23 protein-coding genes and 1 pseudogene are annotated in these 26,445 nt (G+C 34.5%); 9 read left to right on the forward strand and 15 right to left on the reverse strand.

What is annotated here, in order from left to right:
* The 4 genes and pseudogenes from CBF37_RS11990 to CBF37_RS10435 all read left to right on the forward strand — a co-directional run.
* A pseudogene (locus CBF37_RS11990) lies at positions 1 to 118 on the forward strand (IS30 family transposase); the annotation flags it as partial.
* A 165-nt stretch (positions 119 to 283) separates the two neighbouring features.
* Complete coding sequence (locus tag CBF37_RS10425; protein WP_240626707.1) at positions 284 to 1,165, forward strand: cation diffusion facilitator family transporter; 882 nt, start codon at positions 284 to 286, stop codon at positions 1,163 to 1,165.
* Positions 1,162 to 2,286: an NAD(P)/FAD-dependent oxidoreductase gene (locus CBF37_RS10430; protein WP_125984701.1), complete on the forward strand. Its 1,125-nt coding sequence runs from the start codon at positions 1,162 to 1,164 to the stop codon at positions 2,284 to 2,286. The genes CBF37_RS10425 and CBF37_RS10430 overlap by 4 nt, the downstream gene beginning before the upstream one ends.
* A gap of 59 nt (positions 2,287 to 2,345) precedes the next feature.
* Positions 2,346 to 2,528, forward strand: a complete 183-nt coding sequence (locus CBF37_RS10435; protein WP_125984702.1) for an SPJ_0845 family protein — start codon at positions 2,346 to 2,348, stop codon at positions 2,526 to 2,528.
* A gap of 17 nt (positions 2,529 to 2,545) precedes the next feature.
* On the opposite strand, the gene yihA is transcribed toward CBF37_RS10435, so the two are convergent.
* From yihA to CBF37_RS10455, 4 genes are all read right to left on the reverse strand, one after another.
* On the reverse strand, positions 2,546 to 3,127 hold the full coding sequence (yihA, locus tag CBF37_RS10440; RefSeq protein WP_125984703.1) for a ribosome biogenesis GTP-binding protein YihA/YsxC: 582 nt from the start codon (positions 3,125 to 3,127) through the stop codon (positions 2,546 to 2,548).
* A 71-nt stretch (positions 3,128 to 3,198) separates the two neighbouring features.
* Positions 3,199 to 4,959: an ATP-binding protein gene (locus CBF37_RS10445; protein ID WP_125984704.1), complete on the reverse strand. Its 1,761-nt coding sequence runs from the start codon at positions 4,957 to 4,959 to the stop codon at positions 3,199 to 3,201.
* Positions 4,956 to 5,669, reverse strand: coding sequence for a response regulator transcription factor (locus tag CBF37_RS10450; protein WP_125984705.1), 714 nt, complete (start codon positions 5,667 to 5,669; stop codon positions 4,956 to 4,958). The genes CBF37_RS10445 and CBF37_RS10450 overlap by 4 nt, the downstream gene beginning before the upstream one ends.
* Before the next feature lie 81 nt (positions 5,670 to 5,750).
* A complete protein-coding gene (locus tag CBF37_RS10455; RefSeq protein ID WP_125984706.1) occupies positions 5,751 to 6,647 on the reverse strand; it encodes a phosphate ABC transporter substrate-binding protein PstS family protein in 897 nt (298 codons plus the stop codon).
* A gap of 360 nt (positions 6,648 to 7,007) precedes the next feature.
* On the opposite strand from CBF37_RS10455, the gene CBF37_RS10460 reads away from it, so the two are divergent.
* Positions 7,008 to 8,279: a dicarboxylate/amino acid:cation symporter gene (locus tag CBF37_RS10460; RefSeq protein WP_125984707.1), complete on the forward strand. Its 1,272-nt coding sequence runs from the start codon at positions 7,008 to 7,010 to the stop codon at positions 8,277 to 8,279.
* Positions 8,280 to 8,368: 89 nt separating this feature from the next.
* Here the strand turns inward: CBF37_RS10460 and clpX are convergent, their stop codons facing one another.
* From clpX to CBF37_RS10500, 8 genes are all read right to left on the reverse strand, one after another.
* Entirely contained in the window at positions 8,369 to 9,631 is a 1,263-nt protein-coding gene (clpX, locus tag CBF37_RS10465; protein WP_125984708.1) for an ATP-dependent Clp protease ATP-binding subunit ClpX, read from the reverse strand.
* Positions 9,632 to 9,808: 177 nt separating this feature from the next.
* Complete coding sequence (gene tig / locus CBF37_RS10470) at positions 9,809 to 11,089, reverse strand: trigger factor (protein WP_125984709.1); 1,281 nt, start codon at positions 11,087 to 11,089, stop codon at positions 9,809 to 9,811.
* 107 nt (positions 11,090 to 11,196) lie between these two features.
* Complete coding sequence (locus tag CBF37_RS10475) at positions 11,197 to 12,132, reverse strand: tetratricopeptide repeat protein (protein WP_125984710.1); 936 nt, start codon at positions 12,130 to 12,132, stop codon at positions 11,197 to 11,199.
* 66 nt (positions 12,133 to 12,198) lie between these two features.
* Positions 12,199 to 12,432, reverse strand: a complete 234-nt coding sequence (locus CBF37_RS10480) for a YkuJ family protein (protein WP_125984711.1) — start codon at positions 12,430 to 12,432, stop codon at positions 12,199 to 12,201.
* 97 nt (positions 12,433 to 12,529) lie between these two features.
* Complete coding sequence (locus tag CBF37_RS10485; RefSeq protein ID WP_125984712.1) at positions 12,530 to 13,396, reverse strand: NAD(P)-dependent oxidoreductase; 867 nt, start codon at positions 13,394 to 13,396, stop codon at positions 12,530 to 12,532.
* Positions 13,397 to 13,463: 67 nt separating this feature from the next.
* Positions 13,464 to 14,471 carry a lysylphosphatidylglycerol synthase transmembrane domain-containing protein gene (locus CBF37_RS10490; RefSeq protein ID WP_125984713.1) on the reverse strand — a complete coding sequence of 336 codons (1,008 nt, stop codon included), beginning with the start codon at positions 14,469 to 14,471 and terminating at the stop codon, positions 13,464 to 13,466.
* A 12-nt stretch (positions 14,472 to 14,483) separates the two neighbouring features.
* Positions 14,484 to 15,701: a glycosyltransferase family 4 protein gene (locus CBF37_RS10495; RefSeq protein WP_125984714.1), complete on the reverse strand. Its 1,218-nt coding sequence runs from the start codon at positions 15,699 to 15,701 to the stop codon at positions 14,484 to 14,486.
* Positions 15,702 to 15,715: 14 nt separating this feature from the next.
* A complete protein-coding gene (locus CBF37_RS10500; protein ID WP_125984715.1) occupies positions 15,716 to 16,768 on the reverse strand; it encodes a glycosyltransferase family 4 protein in 1,053 nt (350 codons plus the stop codon).
* Positions 16,769 to 17,001: 233 nt separating this feature from the next.
* Here CBF37_RS10500 and CBF37_RS10505 point away from each other — a divergent pair, with 233 nt between their 5' ends.
* Complete coding sequence (locus tag CBF37_RS10505) at positions 17,002 to 18,810, forward strand: LTA synthase family protein (protein ID WP_125984716.1); 1,809 nt, start codon at positions 17,002 to 17,004, stop codon at positions 18,808 to 18,810.
* Positions 18,811 to 18,863: 53 nt separating this feature from the next.
* On the opposite strand, the gene ptsP is transcribed toward CBF37_RS10505, so the two are convergent.
* The 3 genes from ptsP to CBF37_RS10520 form a co-directional block, all read right to left on the reverse strand.
* Entirely contained in the window at positions 18,864 to 20,588 is a 1,725-nt protein-coding gene (gene ptsP, locus CBF37_RS10510; RefSeq protein WP_125984717.1) for a phosphoenolpyruvate--protein phosphotransferase, read from the reverse strand.
* A complete protein-coding gene (locus CBF37_RS10515; protein ID WP_125984718.1) occupies positions 20,588 to 20,854 on the reverse strand; it encodes a phosphocarrier protein HPr in 267 nt (88 codons plus the stop codon). Before CBF37_RS10515 ends, ptsP begins: the two co-directional genes overlap by 1 nt.
* A 171-nt stretch (positions 20,855 to 21,025) precedes the next feature.
* Positions 21,026 to 21,208, reverse strand: a complete 183-nt coding sequence (locus CBF37_RS10520) for a hypothetical protein (protein ID WP_125984719.1) — start codon at positions 21,206 to 21,208, stop codon at positions 21,026 to 21,028.
* 192 nt (positions 21,209 to 21,400) lie between these two features.
* On the opposite strand from CBF37_RS10520, the gene CBF37_RS10525 reads away from it, so the two are divergent.
* From CBF37_RS10525 to CBF37_RS10535, 3 genes are all read left to right on the forward strand, one after another.
* Positions 21,401 to 23,617: an ATP-dependent Clp protease ATP-binding subunit gene (locus CBF37_RS10525; protein WP_125984720.1), complete on the forward strand. Its 2,217-nt coding sequence runs from the start codon at positions 21,401 to 21,403 to the stop codon at positions 23,615 to 23,617.
* Positions 23,618 to 23,763: 146 nt separating this feature from the next.
* Positions 23,764 to 25,614 carry a type I pullulanase gene (pulA, locus tag CBF37_RS10530; RefSeq protein WP_125984721.1) on the forward strand — a complete coding sequence of 617 codons (1,851 nt, stop codon included), beginning with the start codon at positions 23,764 to 23,766 and terminating at the stop codon, positions 25,612 to 25,614.
* A 119-nt stretch (positions 25,615 to 25,733) separates the two neighbouring features.
* Entirely contained in the window at positions 25,734 to 26,048 is a 315-nt protein-coding gene (locus CBF37_RS10535; protein ID WP_125984722.1) for a DUF1827 family protein, read from the forward strand.
* Positions 26,049 to 26,445 lie beyond the last annotated feature (397 nt).

Consider the following 26,445-nt stretch of genomic DNA (forward strand, 5'->3'; position numbering starts at 1 on the left):
TATCCAATCTATCGCATCAAAGAGAAATAATATTCCTAGGAAATCATTAAACTATAAAACGCCATTGGAAGTGTTTTTGAGTTATGTTGATAATGATATTTTGTCTAGCTTAATTTGACAAATGAAAATCATAAAAATAAAAGCTCAAATCTATATATGAACATTGAATAATAGCTATTTTTATAAAAAAATTTTAGGATAACTTAAAACTTTTTTATACTCTTTTCTAAATAGCATCTAATTTGATATACTTGAAAACATGGACAAAGGGGGATGGTATTTTGTGGTAAATCGCAGCGATCAATTGAAACAAGCAGAAAAAGGGGCTATTATCAGTCTCACTGCTTATATTTTTTTAGCTTTACTAAAAATTACTATCGGATCATATGCTAATTCTCAGGCTCTTTCAGCCGATGGAGTCAATAATTTTACGGACACGATTGCTTCCATTACTGTCTTAATCGGTCTAAAACTTTCACGAAAACCAGCAGATAATGAGCATCGCTATGGTCATTGGAAAGCCGAAAATGTTGCTAGTTTAGTTACATCATTTATTATGGTCGTAGCTGGTTTTGAAGTATTATCAAAAGCCTTTAAAAATTTAGTACACCATGAACTAGAATCACCTGAGCCGATAGCAGCTGCAGTTGGTCTCTTCTCGGCGGTGGTTATGTTCGGTGTTTACATTTATAACACTAGATTAGGGAAAAAATACACGAGCAGTTCACTGGTAGCAATGGCAAAAGATAACTTCAGCGATGCGCTTACTAGTATTGGAACAGCTGTTGCCGTTTTTGCAGCAACATTTAAGTTACCTATTCTAGATCAAATTACAGCAATTGTCATCGGTATTATTATTTTAAAGACAGCCTACGATATTTTCAAGGAAAGTTCTTTTTATTTATCAGACGGCTTCGATTTAGATTTGTTGAAACAATATAAAGAGGAAATCTTAAAAATACCGACAATCAAAGAAGTGCCCGTTTTACGAGGACGATTGTTAGGTGCTAATATTTTTCTTGATATTACCGTTCGTATGGATCCTGAATTAACTGTTCGAAAGAGTCATGATATTGTTGATGAGATGGAAAAACAATTGCAGCAAAAATTTGGTATTTTTGATATCGATGTCCATGTCGAACCTTACGAAGGAGATTATAAATGACAGCAGAAACAGCTCCAAAAATAGCAGTTATCGGCGGTGGAATCGTTGGTTCTACGGCTGCTTTTTATTTAAATCGTCACCAACAACATGTTGTTCTTTTTGATGAGGGGATCGGACAAGCGACAAAAGCTGCGGCAGGTATTATCTCACCTTGGCTTTCGCAACGTCGCAACAAGGATTGGTATTTTTTAGCAAAAAGCGGTGCCGCTTTCTATACACAATTAATGCTCGATTTAAATCTGCCTCAAAACAATGAAATCTATCGAAAAACCGGAACGATTCTATACAAAAAGGATCATAAATTACTTGACAAATTAACTAAAATTGCTGAGAAAAGAGCGCTAGAAGCACCGGAAATCGGGACAATTACTCAGTTGACAGCAGCTGAAATAAAAGAAAAATTACCACTTATCTCGTCCAATCAACCTGGATTATTTGTTTCTGGTGGAGCAAAAGTTGATGGTGCTGCACTAACGAAGCACTTGCAAAACACCTTGCCTGATGTAAAAAAAGAACGTATCACAGTTATTAAACTTAATCATCAAGGACAATGGATACTCTTGACAAAAAAGCGAAAATATATCTTTGACCATGTTATCCTTTGTGCTGGTGCCTGGCTTCCTGAGTTACTGTCACCTCTTGGATTTGATGTTGATATCCGTCCGCAAAAAGGGCAACTAATCGAATTATCTTTGTCGCAAGAAAAAAGCTTCATTGAAGCCCCTGTTGCTATGCCTGTTGGTGAAATTGATTTGATTCCCTTTAGCGACCAGCAAATTATTATAGGCGCTACCCATGAAAACGATATGGGTTATGACTTAACACCAGATTTCAAATTATTAGAACACATGAAACAAACTGCTGGTTTATGGGCTGAAAAAATTAAGAATGAACCGATCGCTTCAATTCGCATTGGGACACGTGCTTATACTTCTGATTTTCTACCTTTTTTCGGAGAAGTTGACCTTTTACCAAATCTAATGGTTGCTTCAGGGCTTGGTTCATCCGGCTTAACGACTGGTCCGATTATCGGTAAAACACTTGCTGATTGGGTTCTTGGAAATCCTACTAAACTAGACTCATATAAAAAAAATCCAAATAATTATATACAAAAAACATAGCTTTAATTCAAACTTTTGCTATAATAAACATAGACTCAACTATTAAAGGAGTGATTAACATGGGCTTAACTTATCGTAAATCAGACAGTTTAGAAAAATTGTTTGAATCTTTTGCTGTTGATCCTAGTACAGAAAAAAATGAAAAAGAAAAATCGTCTAAAACAGACAAAAAAGACGATAAACAAACACACTCTTTCAACGTCAATACGGCTCAAGAAAAAAATAAACCAAATGAGAAATAACTCATTGGTTTATTTTTTTAGATATATTTTTCGATAGCCTGCCAAGCTAGCTCTTTGCCCATTTTTGTCTCAGAAGAAAAAATAATGAAATCATCAGAAGGATCAAAGTTCAGTTTCTTTTTAATTGCTGATTCATGCTTATTCCATTTACCTCTTGGAATTTTATCTGCTTTCGTTGCTACGACAATCACTGGAATATCATAATATTTTAAAAATTCGTACATTTGTATATCATCAACAGACGGGTCATGACGCATATCAATTAGTGACACAACTGCTTTTAACTGCTCTCTTTGTGTTAAATAAGTTTCTATCATTTGTCCCCATTTTGCACGTTCAACTTTAGATACTTTTGCATAGCCGTATCCTGGTACGTCAACAAAATGCAATTCATTTTCAATCAGATAAAAATTTAATGTCTGAGTCTTACCTGGCTTGCTTGACGTTCTAGCCAAACCTTTGCGATCAATAAGTGTATTAATGAATGACGATTTACCAACATTAGAGCGACCAGCTAATGCTATTTCAGGCAGCGGTGTATTAGGATATTGTTCTGGTTGAACCGCACTAATAACGATTTCTGCATTATGTACTTTCACATTACTCACTTCCTTCTCTTAAAATCTTCTCTATCATAACAAAAAAAATAAGAAATGAACATACTATATGATCATTCCTTATCTGCGATTGGAATTTTTACAATAACTGTTGTTCCCTCGCCCAGTTCACTAGTTAATTTAACTGTTCCACCCAAAATAGATGTGTAATGCTCAACAATTGATAAGCCTAACCCAGAACCACCCGTATTACGCTGTCTTGACTGACTGACTCTGTAAAATCTTTCAAAAATACGTAGGCGATCTTCTTCGCTGATACCAACCCCTGTATCTTCTACAGTAAAAATGAATTTATCTTTATGCTCAACCAAATAAATAAATATTTTGCCTTTTGAGTTTGAGTACTCAATCGCATTTTCTAAAAGATTCTTAACAATTAATTGAAACGCATTGCCCGGCAAACGAAACTCTTTTGTCATGACACTATCAAATGTAACATCTATTTTTTTATTCTTTAACTTATGTCGGTAACGATCAAGCTCTTCTTCAATCACCTGTTTTGGACTGATAAAAACAGCGTCCATCAAATAAATATCTTTCTCCGTTTTCAATAGCATCATAATATTTTGAATTAACCCTAACAATCGTTGACTTTCAGATTCAATAATCGTCAAAAATTCTGTGGAAGCTTGCGGGTCATCTTTCGCACCGCTTAACAGTGTCTCCGCAAAGCCCATAATTGAAGTTGTCGGCGTCTTTAATTCGTGTGAAATATTACTGATGAAATCCTCATGAAGCTGCTCAATTTGGCGGATATCTGTCATATCATAAATAATACCGACATATTCATCCTCATCTGTGTCTGTTTCAAGCAGCTGCACAGCCACTTTCAAATAATGCGTTTTATAACCTGTCAATTTTACTTCACCCTGAACAGGCTGCCTTGTTTTTTGTATTTGCTGAATTAAATCATTCATTTGAAAATTATCGAACCATGTGGTTGATTTTTCATTTGAAATTTTTTTTCGAAACAGCTGTTCAGTAACGCTATTAGCTAACGTTAATTCAAGCTCACTATTCAATATAAATAAACCAATCGTAACATGTTCAAAAATAAACTTTAATTTTGTTTCATTTTCTAACTGTTTGTAGTATAGCATTGTCGTTTCATCCATTAATTCATACACCGTTTCATAAAATTCTTCCCACTCTTCCGGCACACTCACGACATCTTGTTTTTTTTGAGGATTCCGAATAGCATTTTTTAAAATAGGTAAAATAAATTGTAATGGCTTCTTTGTTTGTTTCACAATATAAAAGTAAAGTCCCAAAACAGCAATTCCGATTAAAAAGAAAACAAGGTATAAGTTTCTCTGAAAATTCTTTAGATGTTCAGAAATGCCGGTATATTTTTCTGATAGTCGTGCAATCCCTATTAATCTTCCCTCTTCATAAATGCCTTTCGCCACATAAAGATATTTTTCACCAACAGTATTGCTTTGTCGAATAGAATAGTCTAATTTTTTTTCATCTGTTACAATACCTTTTACTTCTGGTCTAGTTTCACGCGTTCCTTTAGCAGAAGACAGGTGTGAAGAATCATAAAGAATCATTCCGTTTCTATCTAAAATCGTCAAGCGTTCATTACCCTGTATACTTTTATCCAACTGATCACTATCTTTTAATGTTTCAGGAATCTCTTTAAGAAAAGGTGTCAGCACATCAATTTCTGCTTCCAATTTTTCTAACTGCTGATTTAGAACCTCGGATTTAAAAAAAGAGGTGGTATAAATACCACCTACAATAAATAAGCTTGCAATAAAAAAGACGACCCATCCAGGTTTAAATTGTTTAAAAATTTTTTTATCACTCATGTTGTCGGCTCCTGAAATTTATAGCCAAAACCGCGCACGGTTACGATATATTTTGGATTTTTAGGATTCTCTTCTATTTTTTCTCGCAAATGACTGACATGAATGTCTACTGTACGCGACAAATGATACATATCATCTTTCCAAATCGATTGCATTAATTCGTCTCGACCGATGATTCGATTTTCACGCTTCATAAAATATATGAGTAATTCAAATTCTTTCTTCGTAAAAAGCAGCTCTTCACCATCTTTTAAAATACGATAGTCATTAGGATAAGCCACCAATTCGCCAATTTCAATTGTCTGACTACCTTTTAATGTTTCTGATTTTTCTTGCTCTGACATATTTTCAAAGCGACGTTCAACAGCTCTAATTCGTGCGATTAATTCTCGCGGACTAAAAGGCTTAGTCAGATAGTCATCTGCACCAACTTCTAAACCGATAATCTTATCAACTGTCTCATCTTTTGCCGTTAACATGATAATTGGTGTATTAATTTTTGCTTCACGTAGTTTTTTGGTTACATCAAAACCATTTAGTTTTGGCAACATTAAATCTAGAATGATAAAGTCATATATATTAGTTAATGCAGCTGTAACTGCTTCTAAACCGTTCGAAGCTACATCCACTTCAAAATTTTCTTTTTCTAAATTATATTTTAAGAGTGTTGTGATACTCGGCTCATCATCAACAACTAACATTCGCTTCATAATAAGTTAAGCATCCTTTCCGACAATTGTTTGTTCTATTATAACATAAGTACAAACAATTCTAAGAAATTTCAATCAATCTTATTTTTTGATTTCACCATCAACTGAACGCTCAACTTCCATACCATTAATTGGGATATAACCTAATTCCTTAACAACATTTTTTTGAACATCATCACTTTTAACATAATTAACAAAGTCTAAAGCACCTTTTTTTGCATCTTTCTGCGTATACATGTGTTCGTAAGCCCAGATTTTCCATGAATTGTCTTGCACATTTTCATCTTTTGGTTCAACTTTATCAATCGCTAATCCTTGAATAGAGTCGTCAATGTAAGAAAATGCTAAATAACTGATTGCCCCTGGTGTTTCCGATACAATCTTTCTAACAGTTCCAGATGAATCTTGTTCTTGACCTTTAGCGGGTTCAGCGCCTTCTAAAGCCCACTGTTCAAAGGTTGCACGAGTTCCGCTGCCGGCCGCACGATTAATCAGTTCGATTTTTTGATCTTTACCGCCAACATCTTTCCAATTAGTGACTTTACCCGTAAAAATATCTTTTAATTGAGCTGAAGTAACAGATTTAACACCGGCATCTTTATTAATAACTGGAGCTACACCCACGACTGCAACACGGTGATCTTTAATCTTAGAAGCATCGATGCCATCTTTTTCTTCTGCAAATACATCCGAATTACCAATATCAACAGCACCACTTGATACTTGTGTTAATCCCGTTCCGCTGCCGCCGCCTTGGACAGTGATTGATGCATTAGGGTTATCTGTCATATAGATTTCAGCCACTTTTTCAACTAGCGGCTGTAATGCTGTTGAACCGACTGCAGTAATTTCGATTTTTTCATTTGAACCGTCTTTACCAGCAGATAATGTACTATCTTTTGTGGTACTATTCCCCCCACATGCTGCTAGACCTACTAAAAGTCCAACTGTAGACAAAGATAATAGAATTTTTTTCATGATTGTAATAGCTCCTTTGTTTTTTGATTACACACAGAGTGTAACAATGGTTTGTAAATTCTAAACTCAATTTCATGTAAAATTTAAGTAAAGTTGATAGGATGAATTAAAAATCATTCAAAAAAGCTGTATTTCGTTAAAATAAGGTAAATTATTTGTAAACAACGCTACCTAATAATTTGGTTAAATTACCCTAATCATAGTTATTTTTTTCACATATAATATTGAAATAACATAAAAAAATATATAATATTAAAAATAGAGTTTTAAATATTCTTTTCATCTTGATATAACTCTTATTTATTCAAAATGATTCGTATGTTTTTCACTCTATCACATAAAGGAAAGGAAGTTGTTTAAATGAATTTTGCTGCACTTATTGCAACAGTCATTTGTTTTGTTATTATTTATTTATTACGTCACAAATTAAACAAAAGTTTTAGTTTTCTTACTATTGTGGCACTAGTTTTAGGTATTATTCTCGGTTTTATCTTTAAAGGGGAAACAACTTACGTTGCCGTACTCGGTACTATCTATGTAAAAGTAATTTCAATGATGGTTATTCCATTATTAATGGTCTCTTTAATAAGAAGTATCTACCGTATGGAATCATTAGCTTCTTTAAAATCAATTGGTTTGAAATCGTTCTTTTGGCTGCTATTTCAAACTATTCTTGCTGCAATTGTTGGTTTAATATTAGCTTTAGGAACTAATCTTGGTAAAGGAAGTCATTTAACTCAAATTGCTAATTATGAACCAAAAAATGTTCCGCATGTAACACAAGTAATAACCGACTTATTCTCAGGCAACCTATTCCAATCAATGGCCGAAGGAAATGTCATTCCAATTGTATTCTTTTCTATTATTGTCGGTATTGCCGTCGTTGTCGTACGTGGTGATGGTCGAAATGTCAAATCGTTTATAGATTTCATTGATGCTTGTCATATTATTATTTATCAGTTAGTTAAAGTCATTATTAAATTATTACCATACGCTATCATCCCACTAATGGCAGACTCGTTAGCTACAAGTGATTCGTCAATGCTAAAACCTCTGTTATTGGTGATTGCTTTAACTTTTATTAGTTGTTTTTTCCATACTTTTGTTACAGGAAGCATTTTAATTTCAGTTGTTGGAAAAATGAATCCTATCAAATATTTTAAAGCAATTATGCCGGCACAGATTATGGCCTTTACTTCTCGAAGTAGTTCTGGAACTTTACCTCTATACATTGAATGCTTGACTCAAAGAGTAGGCGTTTCTGAAAACATCGCGAACTTTGTCGGTTCAATAGGGACCAGCGTCGGTATGGCTGGCTGTGCAGGCATCTGGCCGGTTCTTCTTGGGGTTTTCGCATTAAATTCAACCACAGGAACTGTCACCATAGCTCAGGCCATTATGCTTGTTTGCTTAACTCCTCTAGTATCACTAGGGACAGCTGGTGTTCCTGGAGGTGGTATCTTAATAGCAACAGCTTTATTCATCACAATGGGACTTCCCGTTGAGATTGTAGGAATTTTTGCAGGTATCGACGCTTTTGTCGATATGGCAAGAACAATGACAAATGTCAGCAGTTCTATGACATCGGCAACTTTAGTTGCCGCCTCAGAACATGCAATTGAACCATTATAACAAATAATCACATCGATACATCCTAAAAATGACAATAAAAAGATCAGTAAAATTTAGTATAATTATCTAAATTTTACTGATTTATTTTTTTATTTTGATTTTTCTTTTTTCATTGATAACTCTGGTTCTGCTGTTCCATCAACTGCTTCTTTAGTGATAGTCACTTTATCAACATCTTCTCTAGTTGGTATTTCATACATAACATCCATCATGATATTTTCAATAATTGAACGAAGTCCACGAGCCCCCGTGTTGCGTTCAATTGCTTGTCTAGCAATCTCATTTAGTGCTCCAGGTGTGAATTCAAGTTCAACATCGTCTAATGACATTAATTTCTTATATTGTTTTACTAAAGCATTTTTAGGTTCTGTCAAAATATTAACCAGATCATCTTCCGTCAATTTTTCTAAAGATGCCATAACTGGTAAACGGCCAATAAATTCTGGAATTAAACCAAATTTCAATAGATCTTCAGGAATAATCTGTGACATAATACTCCTGTCTTCTTGCTGTCTACTCTTATTACTAGACCCAAAACCAATGACTTTTTCGCCCAGACGTTCTTTGACAATTGTCTCTATACCATCAAAAGCACCTCCGACAATAAATAGAACATTTGTCGTATCAATCTGAATCAATTCTTGTTGTGGGTGTTTGCGACCTCCTTGAGGTGGAACACTTGCAACAGTCCCTTCTAAAATTTTAAGTAAAGCTTGTTGAACACCTTCACCTGATACATCACGAGTGATAGAGACGTTCTCACTCTTGCGAGCAATTTTATCAATCTCATCAACATAAATAATTCCGTGTTCTGCTTTTTCTACATTAAAATCTGCTGATTGTAATAATTTTAACAGAATATTTTCAACATCTTCTCCGACGTAACCTGCTTCAGTCAAACTAGTTGCGTCTGCAATTGCAAAAGGAACATTTAAAATACGAGCTAGCGTTTGTGCTAAGAATGTTTTACCTGATCCAGTGGGACCAATCAAACAAATATTGCTTTTTTGCAACTCGACATCATCCTGTTTTTCAGTTGATGCAGCTTCTTCAGTAATTTGTTGAACACGTTTATAGTGATTATAAACTGCCACTGCTAAGACTCGCTTAGCACGATCTTGTCCAATCACATAATCATTTAATATCTCTAAAATTTCTTTTGGTTTTAAAATATTAATTAAATCAGATGAAATTTCTTCTTGAAGTTCCTCGTCAATAATTTCTTTACACAAGTCAATACATTCATTACAAATATAGACTCCGGGACCAGCGACAAGTTTCTTCACTTCGTCTTGAGATTTTCCGCAAAATGAACAACGGACATCTGTTTTTTCTCCAGTATTGTCATACATGGACATTACCTCCTATTTAAAAAAGACTATAATAAGTCTTTACATTAAACAGCAAAAAAGAGCTGTTTACTACCTAATTTATAGTACCATATCCAATAATTTATTGCATTAAAAATGAAATAAAAGGTGAAGATTCAACAATCTCCACCTTTTATATTAACAATTAAATAAATTTAATTAAGCTTCTTTTGCAGTTTTTGTAATTAAATCTACAGCACGTTTCATTTTAATATCATGTCCAAGCATATCATTATTTAATGCTCCACGTACTGCAGACTCTTCCATACCATATTGTGAAGCTAAATCTTTAACTTCACTTTCAATATCTTCATCTGTCACTTCATAATTTTCAGCCGCAACAATGGCTTCAATAACTAAATTCGTTTTTACACGAGTTTCAGCTTCACCTTCGAATTGTTTATGTAAATCTTCTTCAGTAGTACCAGTCATTTGATAATATAATTCAGGTGATATTCCTTGACGTTGCATATTTCCTAAGAAATCATTCATACCACGATGAACCTCATCATGAATCATTACGTGAGGTAATTCGATGATTTCAGCATTTTCAACTGCTTGACTGATAGCTGCTTCTTCAACAGCTTCTTTTGCAGCAGATTCCTTAGAAGCAATTAAATCAGCTTTAACTTTTTCGCGTAATTCCGCTAAAGTCTCAACTTCTTCATCAACATCTTTAGCAAACTCATCATCTAGTTCAGGTAATTCTTTTACTTTCACTTCATGAACTTTAACTTTAAAGACTGCTTCTTTACCAGCTAAATCTTCCGCTTGGTATTCTTCTGGGAATGTTACCGTTACTTCTGTATCATCACCAGCTTTAACACCGATTAATTGTTCTTCAAATCCTGGAATAAATGTGTTTGAACCTAATTCTAATGAATAGTTCTCACCTTTTCCGCCTTCAAAAGCTTCACCGTCTTGGAATCCTTCAAAATCAATGACAACTGTATCGCCTTCAGCTGCTGCATCTTCTTTTAGTACCAATTCAGCTTGACTTTCTTGTTTTGTTTTTAAATTTTCTTCTACTTCTTCATCTGTTACAGTACGATCTTGTACAGGAACTGTTAGGTTCTTATATTCACCTAATTTAACTTCAGGTTTAACTGTTACTTCTGCAGTTACTACCCAGTTAGCATCTTTTTCCATGCTGACAACATCAATTTTTGGTTGAGAAACAGGATCAATACCAGCTTCTTCAATTGCTAATGAATACACTTCAGGCAGTACTTCATTTAATGCATCTTCATAAAGTGCTTCTTCGCCATACATTTTATTAAATACTTGACGTGATACTTTTCCCTTACGGAAACCAGGTACACTGATATTTTTCTTAACTTTGTTAAATGCAGCTTTTAAACCTGATTCAACTTTATCTTTTTCGATTTCAATTGTAAGGACACCATCATTAGTTCCTTTTTTTTCCCATTTTGCAGACATTAAAAATACCTCCGAATTATCTGTTTTTACAAGCGAAAAACTCTTGCACACCCCACAATACTACACTAATTCTGACTAAATGTAAACATTTTAAATAGTGATTACTGCTACTTTTCTAGTGTACGCATCATTTTTTTATCGATATCAGACAATATTTTATTAACAGCTTGTAAATTTGTCTTATTTAAATTTATCGTAGATTCATCCAATAAATCATATTGGATGAAATTTGCCACAATTAATGTTTTTATATCCCACTTATGCTCACTAATTTGTGGATAAAGATAACCAAGTTGAACCAATAAATGCTGTCGCAAATTACCCGACAAACTTGCTTCAATCTGATACTCTGTACAAAGAAGATCATACTTAGACAAACATCTTTGCGAAAAAACAGCAAAAGTTTCATTATTTTTAGGAATAATTGTCTGCAAATCACCATACACATCAACAAATTCAATCTCTTTAGCGACATCTAATTGGACTAAAAAACTCAGCCATTCAGTGCGAATTGGCTCAAATAGACGTGAATCCTTTAAAACTGTTTGGCATACATCAGTAAACATATCTGGTAATATTCTCTTAGCGATATTGCTATAAGCCAACTGATTTTTCACCGATTGATCTGCAATCAAGAGAATCTTAGACACATCTTGATTTAATTTATAACTGTTCATCAGTTCATATATTTTGAGCATTTGGTGTATTTGATCGTCACATTTATTTTTTATTGGTTGCGTAAGTTCTTGAAAAGCCAATGCAATCATCAAATAATTATTTAAAGCGGCTAAGTTTTTCGCATAAAGCATAAATAAGTCTGCATCAGACAAGAACCACGATCGATGCGTCTGAATCAATGATAAACTTTCATTGTAATCCTCTTGTTCGTAGTATAAGGCAACTAAATGGGCAACAACCTCTTTAGTCTGTTTTAATTCATAGGCCTTTTCAAAATTAAACAACGCATCTTGATAGTTTGACTGAATTCTGGCATTTTCTGCTAATTGATAATACCTTTGATATAGGTTAGGCATTTCTTGCATTTTACTTTAGACTCCTCAAAAAAAGTCTGGAGAAGAGTTTTTCCTTTTCCCAGACTAATAATTTTATTAAGCTTGTAACAATTCAAAAATTTCTAATGCAACTAAATCAATATCATCAAATTGATATGCTTGCTGCGTTGCAGATTCTGTTAATTCAAACATCTCATTATTACTATCAAAAGTAACGATGCAACGCTCTTGTCCTTCCCGTTCAAAACGTCGAACTTGAACTTCACTATCTTCAGACTCTATCATGGCACTCAATCGCTTAAGGATTGCTGCTAGTTGGGAATTTTTCATAGAGCTAGCCTCCTTCATTTTAGTTCTGTTTTATTGTAACAGAAACCTAATCAACTTGCATGAAAAACTAAGATTTTTTTCAAATTTATTTATTTTTTTAATCTTCCCACCATAGTTTAATTAATGACTGTGTACCATCATCACCATGACCTTCATTTTCAAGTTTTTTGTACAGCTCATATGCTTTTTCAGTTGCTGGTAATGGGACGTCCATTTTCTTCGATTCATCTAATGCTATTTTTAAATCTTTGACAAAATGTTTAACAAAGAAACCTGCAGAGTAATCTTTTTTCAATACACGTGGCGCATAGTTAGTTAATGACCAATTTGCCGCACTTCCACCACCGACAGTATCAAGAACCTTATCTAAATTTAAACCAGCTGCTTTTGCATAGACAAGTAGTTCAGTCATTCCTGTCATTGTACCTGCAATCATAATTTGGTTTGCCATTTTAGTATGCTGACCGCATCCTGCTGAACCTTGACAAATGACTTTGCTTCCAAAGATATTAAACAATGGCAATACTTTCTCATAAACATGATTATCCCCACCGACCATGATAGTTAATGTTCCATTTTGTGCACCGAGATCACCGCCCGATACAGGTGCATCTAAACTATCTGCACCAACTGATTTTGCCTTTTTATACAACTCTTCCGCTAAGGAAGGTGTACTGGTCGTTAAATCCACCATGATTGAGTTTGTCACATCTGCTTCAAAGATTCCATTTTTTCCAAAATAAATTGTCTCGACATCTTTAGGATAGCCAACCATTGTAAAAATAATATCGCTTGTTTCAGCAACTTCTTTGGGCGAATCTTTCCAAACGGCTCCTAATTCAACTAATTGATTCGTTTTTGACTTAGTCCGATTATACACATTAACTGAATATTCAGCGTTTAAAAGATGTTTAACAATTGCCGCACCCATGACACCAGTACCAATAAATCCAATTTTTTTCATTCAAATCACCTCATATTTTTGACTCTATTATACCAAAAAAAATAAGCTTACCAAAAAGGAAAGCTTATCAATAGTTTTTTGGACTTATTAAAAGCGACCCAAGTCCTAATAAAATCCCAATATAATAAGTCACAATACGCCATAAAAGAATTGCTAAAACTAACTTACTGTTCGCAGCTATATACGAACCAAACAATACTGTAAAACTATATTCTGCCCCTCCAGTTCCTCCAGGTATAGGAAAAAGAGAAATTACCATAATGATAAACGCGTGAAAGACAACTACTTGAATAGGACTGACATCATTCACACCAACTGCTAATAAAATAAAATACGGTACAATATAATAAGCAACTAACTGAAAAACAGTTAATAGACTTGCTTTAATCATTAGACTTGGTCGACTTTTTAAATAGCGGCTTTCTTCGTAAAAATTAGCCATCTTTTCTACAGTTCGTCGCCGTAATGCTTCCGTTGCAGGACCTTTTTTTATTCTAATCAGCCAATTGAAGAATAAACTGACTAATTTATTCGTAAATTTATACCAATACATCACCATTAAAAGGGCGAGGACGATAACAAAGTGAATAATAAAACTTAAAATAACCAAAAAAGTCATTTCACGCAAATTAGTTGAGAGCCATTTAAAGCCGAATAAAATACATAAAATAAAGTTTATAACAATCCATATTTGATAAACAACAAATTTCATCAAACTGACTGAAGCAGCAACACCAGAGTCAACACCAGATTTGCTTAACGCTACAATCTGCGCTGGCTGACCGCCAGTTGAGAATGGTGTAATCGCATTAAAAAGATGTTCAATTAAAGGTATACGATATGATTTAACAAATGAAAAACTCGGATTTGTTCGTTTTAAAAAGAGTTTGATTATCTCGGCTTCAATTCCCCAATGAATCAGCATACATAACAATGCAGCCCCTAAAAAAATTAAGTTTATTTGGTTGAATTCTTGAACTAATACTTGAAAAGATACTTTTCTGACTTCTTTTATTATGACAGCGGCACTTAATAAGAAGGCAATGAATAAATAGATTTTATTTTTTTTATTCATTTCTACCTCCTATTAAAATCGATTTTTTAAAAATTTTAGTGTTAAAAGTCGGTCCTCAGAGATGTCTGCATCTTCATTACCATAAGTATAGTAATAATCAATTGTTGACTCGTAAAAGCTTTCAACTCGTTCACCAAAGGAGACACTCGAAATATCATATAATCTGTTCTCCCAATCCGTATCCCTGATCTTGATATCACTTTGAACATAATCAATCACTGCCTCAGCAAAATCTGTATCTTCTAGATACGTTGTACCAAGCGTCTTTTTATCAAAAAGTTCATTTAAATACTGATTTCCTTTAGCTACAACCTGTAATTTAGCAGCCATTGCCTCTGTATAAGTTAATCCTTGTGTTTCAGAATCAGAGGCACTAACTAATAATGACGCGATTTGATAATAAACAGCGATTTGATTATTTCTAATTTCTCCAGTAAATATGACATATCTTTCTATAGAAAGTTCTTTGATAATTTTCTCTAAGGATTCTCGGTAAGGACCATCACCAACAATTAATAATTTTACGTTTGGATATTTATTAATAATTTTTGGCATTCCTCGTAAAATAGCTTGAATATTTTTTTCATATGAAATTCGGCTGACAGATAAAAGAATCAAATTGTCTTTATCTAATTGATACTTTCTTAACAACTCATCCTTTTCATTCTGTGAAACTGGACTAAATTTAGCAATATCAATACCGGTTGGGATAATTCGTTTTGGCAGCAGCACTTCGTATTCTTCCATTTTATCAACAACTCGTTGACTTGGACATATTACCCCAGACATATGCTGTGTAAATAAACGACTCAATCGCTTAACATGACTCGGTCTGATAAGTTTTCCATGAGCGATATAGTGCAAATAATCTTCATACATTGTGTGATACGTGTGTAGGCAAGGAATCCCCATTTTTTTAGCGGTCATCTTTCCTAAAATACCGACACCAAATTCTGTATGCGTGTGAATAATATCCAAGTTTAATTTTTTACTCGTCGAATAAGCATAAGCCATTCCACGTATCATTATCCGCCGTTCCTTAAATGAAACAAATGGTATACTAGGCAGTCTGATAATGCTTGAATCTTCTTCAGCTGCATTCGGATCAGTCGTTGTAAAAACATAGACCTCGTGACCGCGCTTCTCTAATTCACGCTTTAGGGTGCTGATTGATGTTGACACACCGCTGACTTGCGGTAAGTACGTATCAGTAAAAAAACCAACTCTCACTTACAAACTACCTCCTACTTGTTCAGGCCTGATATTTCTGCTAAATTCTCAGTGGCTGCCTGATTATAAAAATCCAACCAAAGCTCAGAAACACGATCTTCACTATAAAAATCAGCGGCCGTTTTTGATTTACTCTTGTATTTCTTTAATAATGATTGATCGTTCATCAAGTTATCTATACATTTTGTCATGTCCTCATAATCTTTACAAGATAAATAGTCATCTTTAATAATAGCATGATATAGTTCTAAATCTCTCAGCATAACAGGTGTCCCACAGTTAAATGCTTCTAAAATACACATTGGAAATAATTCATTATATGAAGGAAGCAGAAAAACATCAACTATATTATAATATTGACACATTTCTTCACGATCGATTATCCCAGTAAACAATAAGTTCTTCGGCGGATTTTGATAAACTGCTTTATATTCATCGTATCCGTCTGTCATCTTTCCAAATGAAAAACCGCCGACCCAAATGAATTGACATTCAGGTTTATTTTTTGCCAACTTGATAAAATCATCTAGTCCCTTTCTTTTTTGAATTTGACCTGCCCCCATAACAATAAAATCAGTATCAGTAAATCCTAAACTTTTTCGCCACTCCTGCTTTTCTATCGGTTTTGCTTCGTAAAATACTTCAGAAGAAACGAAATTTGGAATGTAGGTAACTTTCCCCCGGTCAATTCCGATTTTAACTAATTCATCGATAAAAGCTGGATTGACAACAACTAGCTCATCCATCCGCTTATAAAATTTAATTAGGTACCAATTAAATATCTTTAAAAAAGGTGGAAAAATAGCAAGACTCCCCTCTAATGTTGCAGGTACAAAATGTACATAACCGACCAATCGACCTCTAGATTTTCTAAAAAAAGTTGAAAAATAAAACGGCAAATCTACTGTATGATAATGTGAAACATCTGATTTACTATATTTATTGATAGAAATATCGAATTCATTAATAAATCGTTTCCTTAACATCTTTATTAATTCATTATATGCACTGCCCACGCCTTGACCTTTAACCTTATCGGCAGAAGAAAACATATTTATTTTTAACAACGTTGTCACCCCTTATAACTCAAACTATAACGTATAGTGGCATTCTCCGTATCCACCTAAAGTTTGATTTTACACGTTATTATATTATAACATAAATGATAAAATTTAAAAAAAATCTTTTATAAAGCGATACCATTTTTTAACGATTGTTAATTGTATTTTTTATTTAGAATTGTTGAAAACAATCATAAATTCAGCTATCCTGTTAAGATAAAATAAAAGGAGTTTTTCTCATGATTATTCAAATCCTAATTTATTCTTTGATTGGCATTATATTCGGTATGCTTAATCACTATTTGTTCAATCAATCAAAACGATCAGATATGATTATTGATATCGTTAAATCGTTCTTGCTTGTCAACACCTTATCTCTTGTTTTTATCCGGTTTGTTTTAGCTAAAAAATTTATTCTAAACGCCGAACACTACGTGACGATTGTGTCACTCAAGTACATCGCAGTTGCACTGTCAATCGGAAGCCTGCTGACGTTGCTGAAGTGGCTATTACTGAAAAAGACGTCCCTATTTCAACGGTCACAGACTATTCGCAAACGAGATATACTCCTAACTTTTATAAGTGCTCTACTTATCGTTTGCGGCATCTTTTTATTTGTCGGAACAAATTGGTTCATTTCTTATTTTGGCGAATTAACACCAGAACAATTTATTTTTAATTTTAATTCACCTATCAAAGGCACGTCTTCTGATTTTTACGTTTCTATTTTTAATGGACCCATCTTGTTGTTAACCGGTATTTATGTGTTACTTTTATTTTTTCTTTTCAGTCCCTATCAAGTAGTCATTAACGGGCGCGTACTCCTCAAAACTTCTGTTAAACAAGTAATTTTTTTAATCTGTAGTTTATTCATATTTGGCGGAGGTATATATTATACTATCCAACGACTGCAGCTGACAGAAGTTTATCAGGCTTATTACAGTGATTCACCATACATCAAAGATAATTATGTTAGACCCAATCACAAAATTCTATCTTTTCCTGAAAAGAAACGAAATCTGGTTCATATTTATTTAGAATCTTATGAAAATTCTTTTTATGATAAAGAAAATGGCGGTTACATGACAGATAATCTCATGCCTGATTTAATGAAATTATCTCAAGAGGGAATCAGTTTCTCCGAAAACAAAGAATTTGGCGGTCCTTATCAAACATATGGTTCAAGCTGGTCTGTGGCATCTATGGTGAATATGAGTACAGGGCTACCACTTAAAGTCCCGATGGATGGAAACTCTTATGGAAAATCTGGCTATTTCCTGCCTGGCGCACAAGCAATCGGTGATATTTTAAATGCTGAGGGCTATAACCAAACAATTATGTTCGGTGCAGACGCAGATTTTGGTGGTTTAACGTCATTTTTTACAAACCATAAAGACTTCCATATATACGATGTTAAATATGCCAGAGAGATCGGAAAAATCCCCCAAAACTATAATGTTTGGTGGGGATTTGAAGATAAAAAATTATATGAATTTGCTAAAGAAGAAATGACTCGGCTAGACAAAGAAGGGAAGCCATTTAATTTCACCATGGAAAACGCAGATACACATTTTCCTGATGGTTATATAGAAGAAGGAACACCGACACCTTATGACTCTCAGTATGCCAATGTTATTGCACATTCACAAAAAGAAGCTGTAAAATTAGTTCGTTGGATAATGGACCAATCTTTCTACGAAAACACAACAGTTGTCTTAACAGGTGACCACCTAAGCATGGATAAGAACTTCTTTAAGGGCTGGGACAAAAACTATCATCGAACAACAACAAATTTAATTTTAAATGGAGATTTTAATAACAGAAACATCCAAATAAAAGAACGAGATTTTGCACCATTTGATATGTATCCAACCGTTCTTTCTGCCATGGGTGTCAAAATTGAAGGAAATAGACTAGGATTGGGTACTGATTTAAGCAGCAACCAGAAAACATTAATAGAACGAGATGGGTTAAAAAAAGTGAATGACGAATTATCTAAAAATAGCCATTTCTATAATAATGAATTTGTCTCTGAAAAAAATAAATAACTCGCTATTATAAATAAAAAAGGGATTGAATCAGTAGATTCAATCCTTTTAATTTATTGTTTTGTGTACTCATTTACCAGTGCAACAACATCATCTGCTGTATCGCATTCAGTAATTGCTTTATTTGCCAACTCAGCCATTTTAGCTGAATCTAAACGTTTCATTAAGCTGCGAGTTCGTAAAATACTTGTCGCACTCATTGAAAATTCGTCTAAGCCTAATCCGACTAACAAAGGAACGGCTGTTTGGTCACCAGCCATTTCGCCACACATACCAGCCCACTTACCTTCAGCATGAGCTGAATCAATTACGTTTTTAACTAAACGTAAAATCGCTGGATTGTAAGGTTGATATAAGTATGACACTCGTTCGTTCATACGATCCGCTGCCATAGTGTATTGAATCAAATCATTTGTTCCGATACTAAAGAAATCAACTTCTTTAGCAAAACGATCAGCAATAACTGCTGCTGCCGGAATTTCTATCATGATACCGACTTGAATATCTTCAGCTACTTTAGTACCTTCAGATACTAATTTTGCCTTTTCTTCCAACAGCATAGTTTTAGCTTCTCTAAATTCTTGAAGAGTCGCAATCATTGGGAACATAATTCGTAAGTTTCCGAAAGTAGAAGCTCTAAGCAACGCACGTAATTGTGTACGGAACATATCGTCTTCAGATAAACAGATACGAATTGCACGATACCCTAAGAATGGATTCATCTCTTCTGGGAATTTTAAGTAAGGCAGCTCTTTGTCCCCACCGATATCCATCGTACGAACAACAACAGGCTTACCGTCCATTCCTTCTAAGACAGCTTTATATGCTTCAAATTGATCATCTTCACTAGGGAAGTCTGGTGAATCCATGTATAAGAACTCAGTACGGTAAAGACCCACTGCCTCACCGCCATGACTCTTAACACCTTCTAAATCTTTTGGAGTACCGATATTAGCAGCTAATTCAAAGTGTTTACCGTCTTCTGTAACCGTTTGCGCATCTTTCAATTTATCCCACTCAGCTTTTAAGTCAGAAAAATCCTTTGCTTTTTTCTCAAATGCTGACACTTCTTCAGAAGTAGGATTTACTAAAACAATACCTTCGATTCCATCAACAGCAATCATATCGCCTTCTTTTACATTAGCAGTGATTTCTTGTGTCCCAACAACAGCTGGAATTTCAAGAGAACGAGCCATGATAGCTGAATGCGATGTACGTCCACCAATATTTGTAACAAAAGCTTTAACGAAGTTACGATCTAATTGAGCTGTATCACTAGGTGTTAAGTCATCTGCAATAACAATAACTTCTTCATCAATCATTGATAAATCAGCTAATTTCACACCGACTAAATGACTCATCACACGTTTTGTAACGTCACGAATATCTGCTGCACGTTCTTGCATGTAAGGATTATCTTCCATAGCTTCAAACATACCGACAAACATATCTGCAACATCTTTAAGTGCAGATTCCGCGTTAACTTTATTATCTTTAATGTTGCTTTCAATTGATCCAATTAACTCAGGGTCTGAAAGAACCATTAAATGTGCATCAAAAACTTGAGCTTCTTCCTCACCCAAACTTTTAACAGCCTTATCTCTAATTGCTTGTAATTCTTTAGTTGATTGCTTTAAAGCATCTGATAGACGAGCCACTTCATGATCAGCATCACTTACAGTGACTTTTTCAAATGATAAATCCGGCTCCACTAAAAGATATGCTTTAGCAACTGCGATACCATCACTTACGGCAATACCTTTTAATTGTTTAGTCATTATTCAGATAAACCTTCTTTTTTCATTGTTTCAGCGATTGCTGCAACAGCATCAGCTTCGTCAGCACCTTCAGCAGTGATTGTAACATCAGCACCTTGGCCAACACCTAAAGACATAACACCCATGATTGATTTTAAGTTTACAGATTTACCTTTGTATTCTAAGTTAATGTCTGAGCTAAATTTGCTAGCTGTTTGAACTAATAATGTAGCTGGACGTGCGTGAATTCCTGTGTCTGCAATTACGTGAAAATCTTTTTTTTCCATAGTGATCTTTCTCCTTTAAAACTAATGTATTTTGATAGATTATAATTTATAAAAGCCAAATCAGGTAACTATAAATATAACCCTTTCAATGATAAAGAATACCATGTTTTACTGTTTCTTACAACTTTTTTTCAGATAATTTTAGAAAGAAGCTGTTACTTTAAATATCTCTTAATTATCTGAAAAAAATCGATAAATAATGTGTCCATTATGTTGTGCTTCACCAACAATTTTATCCTTTTCAGGCAATTTTGACCAAATATCTCGAAAATTTAAAAATTCTTCTTTACTCACTTGAATTTCTTTCCGATTTCCTTCGATAAGTTCAGTGAGCTCCTTTGAAAAATTGCGCAATAAACACCCCTCCTCACTACACAAAGCATAACACAAATAATCCAATTTATTATTACAGAAAACTTCATTTATTTATATCTAAAGAGCATATTTCTTGATAGTAAATCAAAAAATGTTATACTTGCTTTAAGGTCAAAATTGGTCAGCAATAAGATTTTTTTGACTTTAGTTTTATATAAGGAGAGTGGATATATGTACTGTCAAAATTGCCATAAAAACGAAGCCACAATCCATTTACAGATGGATTTTCAAGGTCGGCGTCAACAATTTGATATTTGCCAATCTTGCTATCGACATATTAAGGAGTATGAACAATCCATGCAAAACAGACAACCTAACGACCCATTCGGGTTTAACTCATTAAATGAATTATTTAAAAAATTAGCAGAACAACAAGGAATGCAACAATCCGAGACACCTCCGGCACAAAATGATGGTATGGGACCGACTTTTCCACCTAACCAATCCGGAAACGGTTCAATCTTGCAGGAGTTCGGCGTTAATCTAACTGCACAAGCTAAAGAAGGCAAGATTGATCCTGTCATTGGACGTGATGACGAAATTACCCGTGTCATTGAGATTTTAAACAGACGTACTAAAAATAACCCAGTACTAATTGGTGAACCAGGCGTAGGTAAAACTGCAGTTGTTGAGGGACTTGCCTTAAAAATTGCAGAAAGTGATGTTCCTCAAAAACTGAGAAATAAGCAAGTCATTCAATTGGATGTTGTTTCTTTAGTCCAAGGAACAGGTATACGCGGACAATTTGAAGAACGGATGAATCAATTGATTGAAGAGGTAAAGCGTGACAAATCAATTATTCTCTTTATTGATGAGGTTCATGAATTAGTGGGCGCTGGAAACAGCGGTGATGGAAATATGGATGCCGGCAACATCTTGAAACCAGCATTAGCTCGTGCAGAATTACAAATGGTTGGTGCGACAACGCTAAATGAATACCGCATTATCGAGAAGGATGCTGCATTAGAAAGACGCTTACAACCTGTAAGAGTAGATGAACCTTCCGAAGAAGAGACTATCAAAATACTTAAAGGAATCCAAAGTCGTTACGAAGATTTTCATCATGTTGAATATACTGACGAAGCTATTGAAACAGCAGTTAAACTGTCAGTGCGTTTTTTACCTGAAAGACATCTGCCTGACAAGGCAATCGACTTACTTGATGAAACGGGTTCAAAAAAGAACTTAACAATTCAATTTATCGATCCGAAAGAAATTGAGACAAAATTAAAAGAAGCAGAACACGAAAAAAATCTAGCATCAAAGGATGAAGATTTTGAAAAAGCTGCATATTACCGCGATCAAATCAAGAAGTGGAAGGGTTTAAAAGAAAAGCAAGTCGCTTCTGAAGATATACCAGTAGTAACGACAAAAGATATGGAAAAATTAGTTGAAGAAATGACCGATATTCCAGTCGGCGACCTTAAAGAAAAAGAACATACACAACTTAAAAATCTTGATACTGATTTGAAGAATAAAGTAATAGGACAAGATGACGCTGTTGATCAGGTAGCTAAAGCTGTGCGGCGAAATCGTGTTGGTTTCAGCAATAAGAATCGACCAATCGGCTCCTTCCTCTTTATTGGACCAACCGGAGTCGGAAAAACCGAATTAGCGAAGCAATTAAGTCACGAACTTTTTGGTTCTGTTGACCACATGATTCGTTTTGACATGAGTGAATACATGGAAAAACATAGTGTATCAAAATTAATCGGTTCCCCTCCTGGTTATGTTGGTTACAATGAGTCTGGACAATTGACAGAGCAAGTTCGACGCCATCCATACAGTTTAATACTGTTAGATGAAATCGAGAAAGCTCATCCAGATGTTTTGCATATGTTCCTACAAATCCTAGATGACGGTAGATTAACTGATGCACAAGGTCGGACAATCAGTTTTAAAGATACCTTGATTATAATGACAAGTAATGCTGGTTCTGGCGGTGCAGAAGCTAATGTCGGCTTTGGAGCAATTAAAGAAGGAACTACACAATCTGTCTTAAATCAGTTGTCTGATTTCTTTAAACCTGAATTCTTAAACCGATTTGACGGCATAATTGAATTTAAACCGTTAAGTAAGGATAATTTAACGATTATTGTCTCATTAATGATTAATGAGATGAATCAATTGCTAGCTGAGCAAGATATTCATATACAAGTGACAGATGCGGTTAAATTGAAACTTGTCGAATTAGGCTATGATCCTAAGATGGGGGCAAGACCATTACGCAGAGTTATTCAGGAACAGATTGAAGACGGTATCGCCGACTATTACTTGGATCATCCTAAAACAAAAAAATTAGAGGCTATCCTAGATGACGGCAAAATTACTATTCAAGAACCTACTGCTGTTGAAGTAAAGCCAACAACGAACGATAAGAGTCTCTAATCAAAGATTTAAATTAATGCTATCCGCTTTGTTCAGCGGATAGCTTTTTTTATAAATTTTGTTACCGCTAACAAATTGAAGCGTTATCTTCCTTCTGATATAAATAACTTAGTACTTCATAATTTAACAAGAGGGATAAAATAAACATGACAAAACATACAAAAGACTTACCTGTAACAACTAAACAATTAGGTGCACGGTTTCAGATTGATAAAACACAATTTAACATATGGGCTCCGACTGCTTCAAAAGTCTCATTAGTCGTATATGAGTCCGCTGCAGAATCCGCCGCAGTTTCAGAAGTGATACCCATGATTAAGGAAATCGATGGCACGCACACGCTGTCATTAAATAAAAATTGCGACGGTCTAGTTTATGCATTTGAGTTAAATTTTAATGATAGACCAGTCCAAATATCACCAGATCCATACGCATTTGCAGCTGTTGTCAACGGCAAACGTTCTGTCGTCTTAGATCATCAATCTTGTACACCAGAAAATTTCACACGAATGAAGCCATTTACAAAAAATACAGATGCTATCATTTATGAATTGCACATTCGGGACTTATCTATCGCAAATGATAGTGGTATTACAGAAAAGGGAAAATTTTTGGGCGTTGTTGAAAAAGGAACAACCTCTCCAACTGGGCAGTCGACAGGATTAGACTACATTAAAGACCTAGGTATCACACATCTTCAGTTGTTACCAATCTATGATTACGAAACAGTTGATGAAGCAACACTTGATACACCTCAATATAATTGGGGTTACGATCCAGAAAATTATAATGTTCCGGAAGGTTCTTACAGTACAGATCCCTTTAATCCTAAAACTCGGATTCAAGAATTAAAGCAAATGATTGATCAGCTTCATGAAAACGGCATCCGCGTTATCATGGACGTTGTATATAATCATGTCTATGATGTCGCTAGTAATCCTTTTCAATTAACTGTTCCAGATTATTTCTTTAGGTTTAACCAGGACGGAACATTGGCAAACGGAACAGGTGTCGCTAATGACGTTGCTTCCGAGAAACTGATGGTACGAAAATATATCGTGGATAGTATTATTTATTGGGCCGAAAACTTCCATCTCGATGGTTTTCGTTTTGATTTAATGGGAATTCTAGATATTGAAACAATGAACGCCGTTCGTCAAGCGCTTGATAATATCGATCCATCAATAATCGTATTAGGCGAAGGTTGGGATTTACCTACTCCACTCGCGGATGAATTAAAAGCAACTCAATTAAATGCTAAAAAAATGCCTAACATTGCTCATTTTAATGATGCACTAAGGGATAACGTTAAAGGTCATGTTTTTGAAGCTGCTATTCCGGGATTTATTAACGGGCAAAGTCATTTAGAAAAAAGTTTGCTTGATAATATACTAGGTTGTCCGTCTATGCAACTATACCATTCGCCTGAACAAATTGTTCAATATGTCGAAGCTCATGACAACCTAACGCTGTTTGATAAATTAGCGATAACAAATCCAAATGATACTAGAGATACACATATCAAAAGACACACTCTCGGTAGCAGTATCCCTTTACTCTCTCAAGGCATAGCTTTTATCCATGCGGGGCAGGAGTTTTTGAGGACGAAAAACGGCATTGAAGACAGTTTTAAATCGCCTGATCATATCAATCAATTTAATTGGTCACGTGTAAAAGATTACAACGAAACCGTAGAATTCATGAAAAAAATGATTGCTTTCCGGAAACAAACAAATCTGCTACGATTATCAGATTATGATAGCATTCGAGAACAATCTGTTATTTACCAAGCATCAGATAATATTATTATATATGAATTAAAAGATACAAATAACAGTTTCCTTATTATGCTGAATGGTAATGAAATACAAAAGAAAATAAATAATGAGTACTTACTGAATTATGATTTATTTCTTTCCAATGATTTACCCGAAGAAATACGGATACCCGGAATCCTGCCTCCATTAAGTGTAAGTATCTTTCAAAAAAACAAATAAACGAAAATAGACAAAACGTGTTTTTTTATCACCAAGATATAGACATTTTTTGACCTTATCTGAACAACTTATGCTATAATTAAGTTGTTAAAATAAATTGTATGCAGGAGGGGACGAAAATGAAATTAGTTGACGTAACCAGCAGCTATGTAAATTTAGTAGAAAAGCAATTAGGCAATACAGATGCAAACTATGTACGTGTTTACTCATTTGGTAAAACACTAGTTGTTCACAGTGAAGCGGAAAAACACATCGAGATTGTTATTGTAAATAAATCTCGAGATATTAAAGACTATGAGATTGATCATGTCGTATCGAGTCTACTTCATACAACACTTTCAAACCCAAGACTTTCAATTATTCGTGCAAACGGATTGGTTGAATTATCTATGGAGAAAGTTCCAGTTAAAAAGAAAGAACAAAAGAAAGCTTAAAGAAATAGCACATGAATTGAGCGAAGTTTGCCGTTCAATTCATGTGCTATTTTATTTTTCCATTATCAGTCTATTTTAGTAATCATAACTCATGGGATTGTAAGTTTTTCATCCACTAGACAATTCTTAAATTAAAAATTCAGTTAACACACCAAAAACGGTTATACAATCATCTTCTAAGTCTCTTGAAAATACTATATACTATATCTTTATCAAAAATGCTTTAACTATTAATTTTCAGTGTTTTTAGACCATAGTTAGCTTTTAAGTAATCAAAACCTCCAGTGTGAACTGGAGGTTTGTTCTTCGGCTGAAAGCCTCTATTGCCGGCCTGAGCCTAAAAGGCTCACTGAAAAAGTCTCCCTTATGCACCACATTCACTCGCTGATCCTAAAAG

The organism is Vagococcus vulneris (assembly GCF_003950515.1).
In the GTDB taxonomy this organism is placed as follows: domain Bacteria; phylum Bacillota; class Bacilli; order Lactobacillales; family Vagococcaceae; genus Vagococcus; species Vagococcus vulneris.

Coding starts and splice junctions, on each gene's coding strand:
- pulA (WP_125984721.1), top strand. CDS start 23,764: ATGACAAAACATACAAAAGACTTACCTGTAACAACTAAACAATTAGGT.
- clpX (WP_125984708.1), bottom strand. CDS start 9,631: ATGTATGACAATACTGGAGAAAAAACAGATGTCCGTTGTTCATTTTGC.
- CBF37_RS10475 (WP_125984710.1), bottom strand. CDS start 12,132: ATGCAAGAAATGCCTAACCTATATCAAAGGTATTATCAATTAGCAGAA.
- CBF37_RS10435 (WP_125984702.1), top strand. CDS start 2,346: ATGGGCTTAACTTATCGTAAATCAGACAGTTTAGAAAAATTGTTTGAA.
- tig (WP_125984709.1), bottom strand. CDS start 11,089: ATGTCTGCAAAATGGGAAAAAAAAGGAACTAATGATGGTGTCCTTACA.
- CBF37_RS10445 (WP_125984704.1), bottom strand. CDS start 4,959: ATGAGTGATAAAAAAATTTTTAAACAATTTAAACCTGGATGGGTCGTC.
- CBF37_RS10485 (WP_125984712.1), bottom strand. CDS start 13,396: ATGAAAAAAATTGGATTTATTGGTACTGGTGTCATGGGTGCGGCAATT.
- CBF37_RS10490 (WP_125984713.1), bottom strand. CDS start 14,471: ATGAATAAAAAAAATAAAATCTATTTATTCATTGCCTTCTTATTAAGT.
- CBF37_RS10455 (WP_125984706.1), bottom strand. CDS start 6,647: ATGAAAAAAATTCTATTATCTTTGTCTACAGTTGGACTTTTAGTAGGT.
- CBF37_RS10515 (WP_125984718.1), bottom strand. CDS start 20,854: ATGGAAAAAAAAGATTTTCACGTAATTGCAGACACAGGAATTCACGCA.
- CBF37_RS10525 (WP_125984720.1), top strand. CDS start 21,401: ATGTACTGTCAAAATTGCCATAAAAACGAAGCCACAATCCATTTACAG.
- CBF37_RS10505 (WP_125984716.1), top strand. CDS start 17,002: ATGATTATTCAAATCCTAATTTATTCTTTGATTGGCATTATATTCGGT.
- CBF37_RS10535 (WP_125984722.1), top strand. CDS start 25,734: ATGAAATTAGTTGACGTAACCAGCAGCTATGTAAATTTAGTAGAAAAG.
- CBF37_RS10430 (WP_125984701.1), top strand. CDS start 1,162: ATGACAGCAGAAACAGCTCCAAAAATAGCAGTTATCGGCGGTGGAATC.
- ptsP (WP_125984717.1), bottom strand. CDS start 20,588: ATGACTAAACAATTAAAAGGTATTGCCGTAAGTGATGGTATCGCAGTT.
- CBF37_RS10480 (WP_125984711.1), bottom strand. CDS start 12,432: ATGAAAAATTCCCAACTAGCAGCAATCCTTAAGCGATTGAGTGCCATG.
- CBF37_RS10460 (WP_125984707.1), top strand. CDS start 7,008: ATGAATTTTGCTGCACTTATTGCAACAGTCATTTGTTTTGTTATTATT.
- CBF37_RS10450 (WP_125984705.1), bottom strand. CDS start 5,669: ATGAAGCGAATGTTAGTTGTTGATGATGAGCCGAGTATCACAACACTC.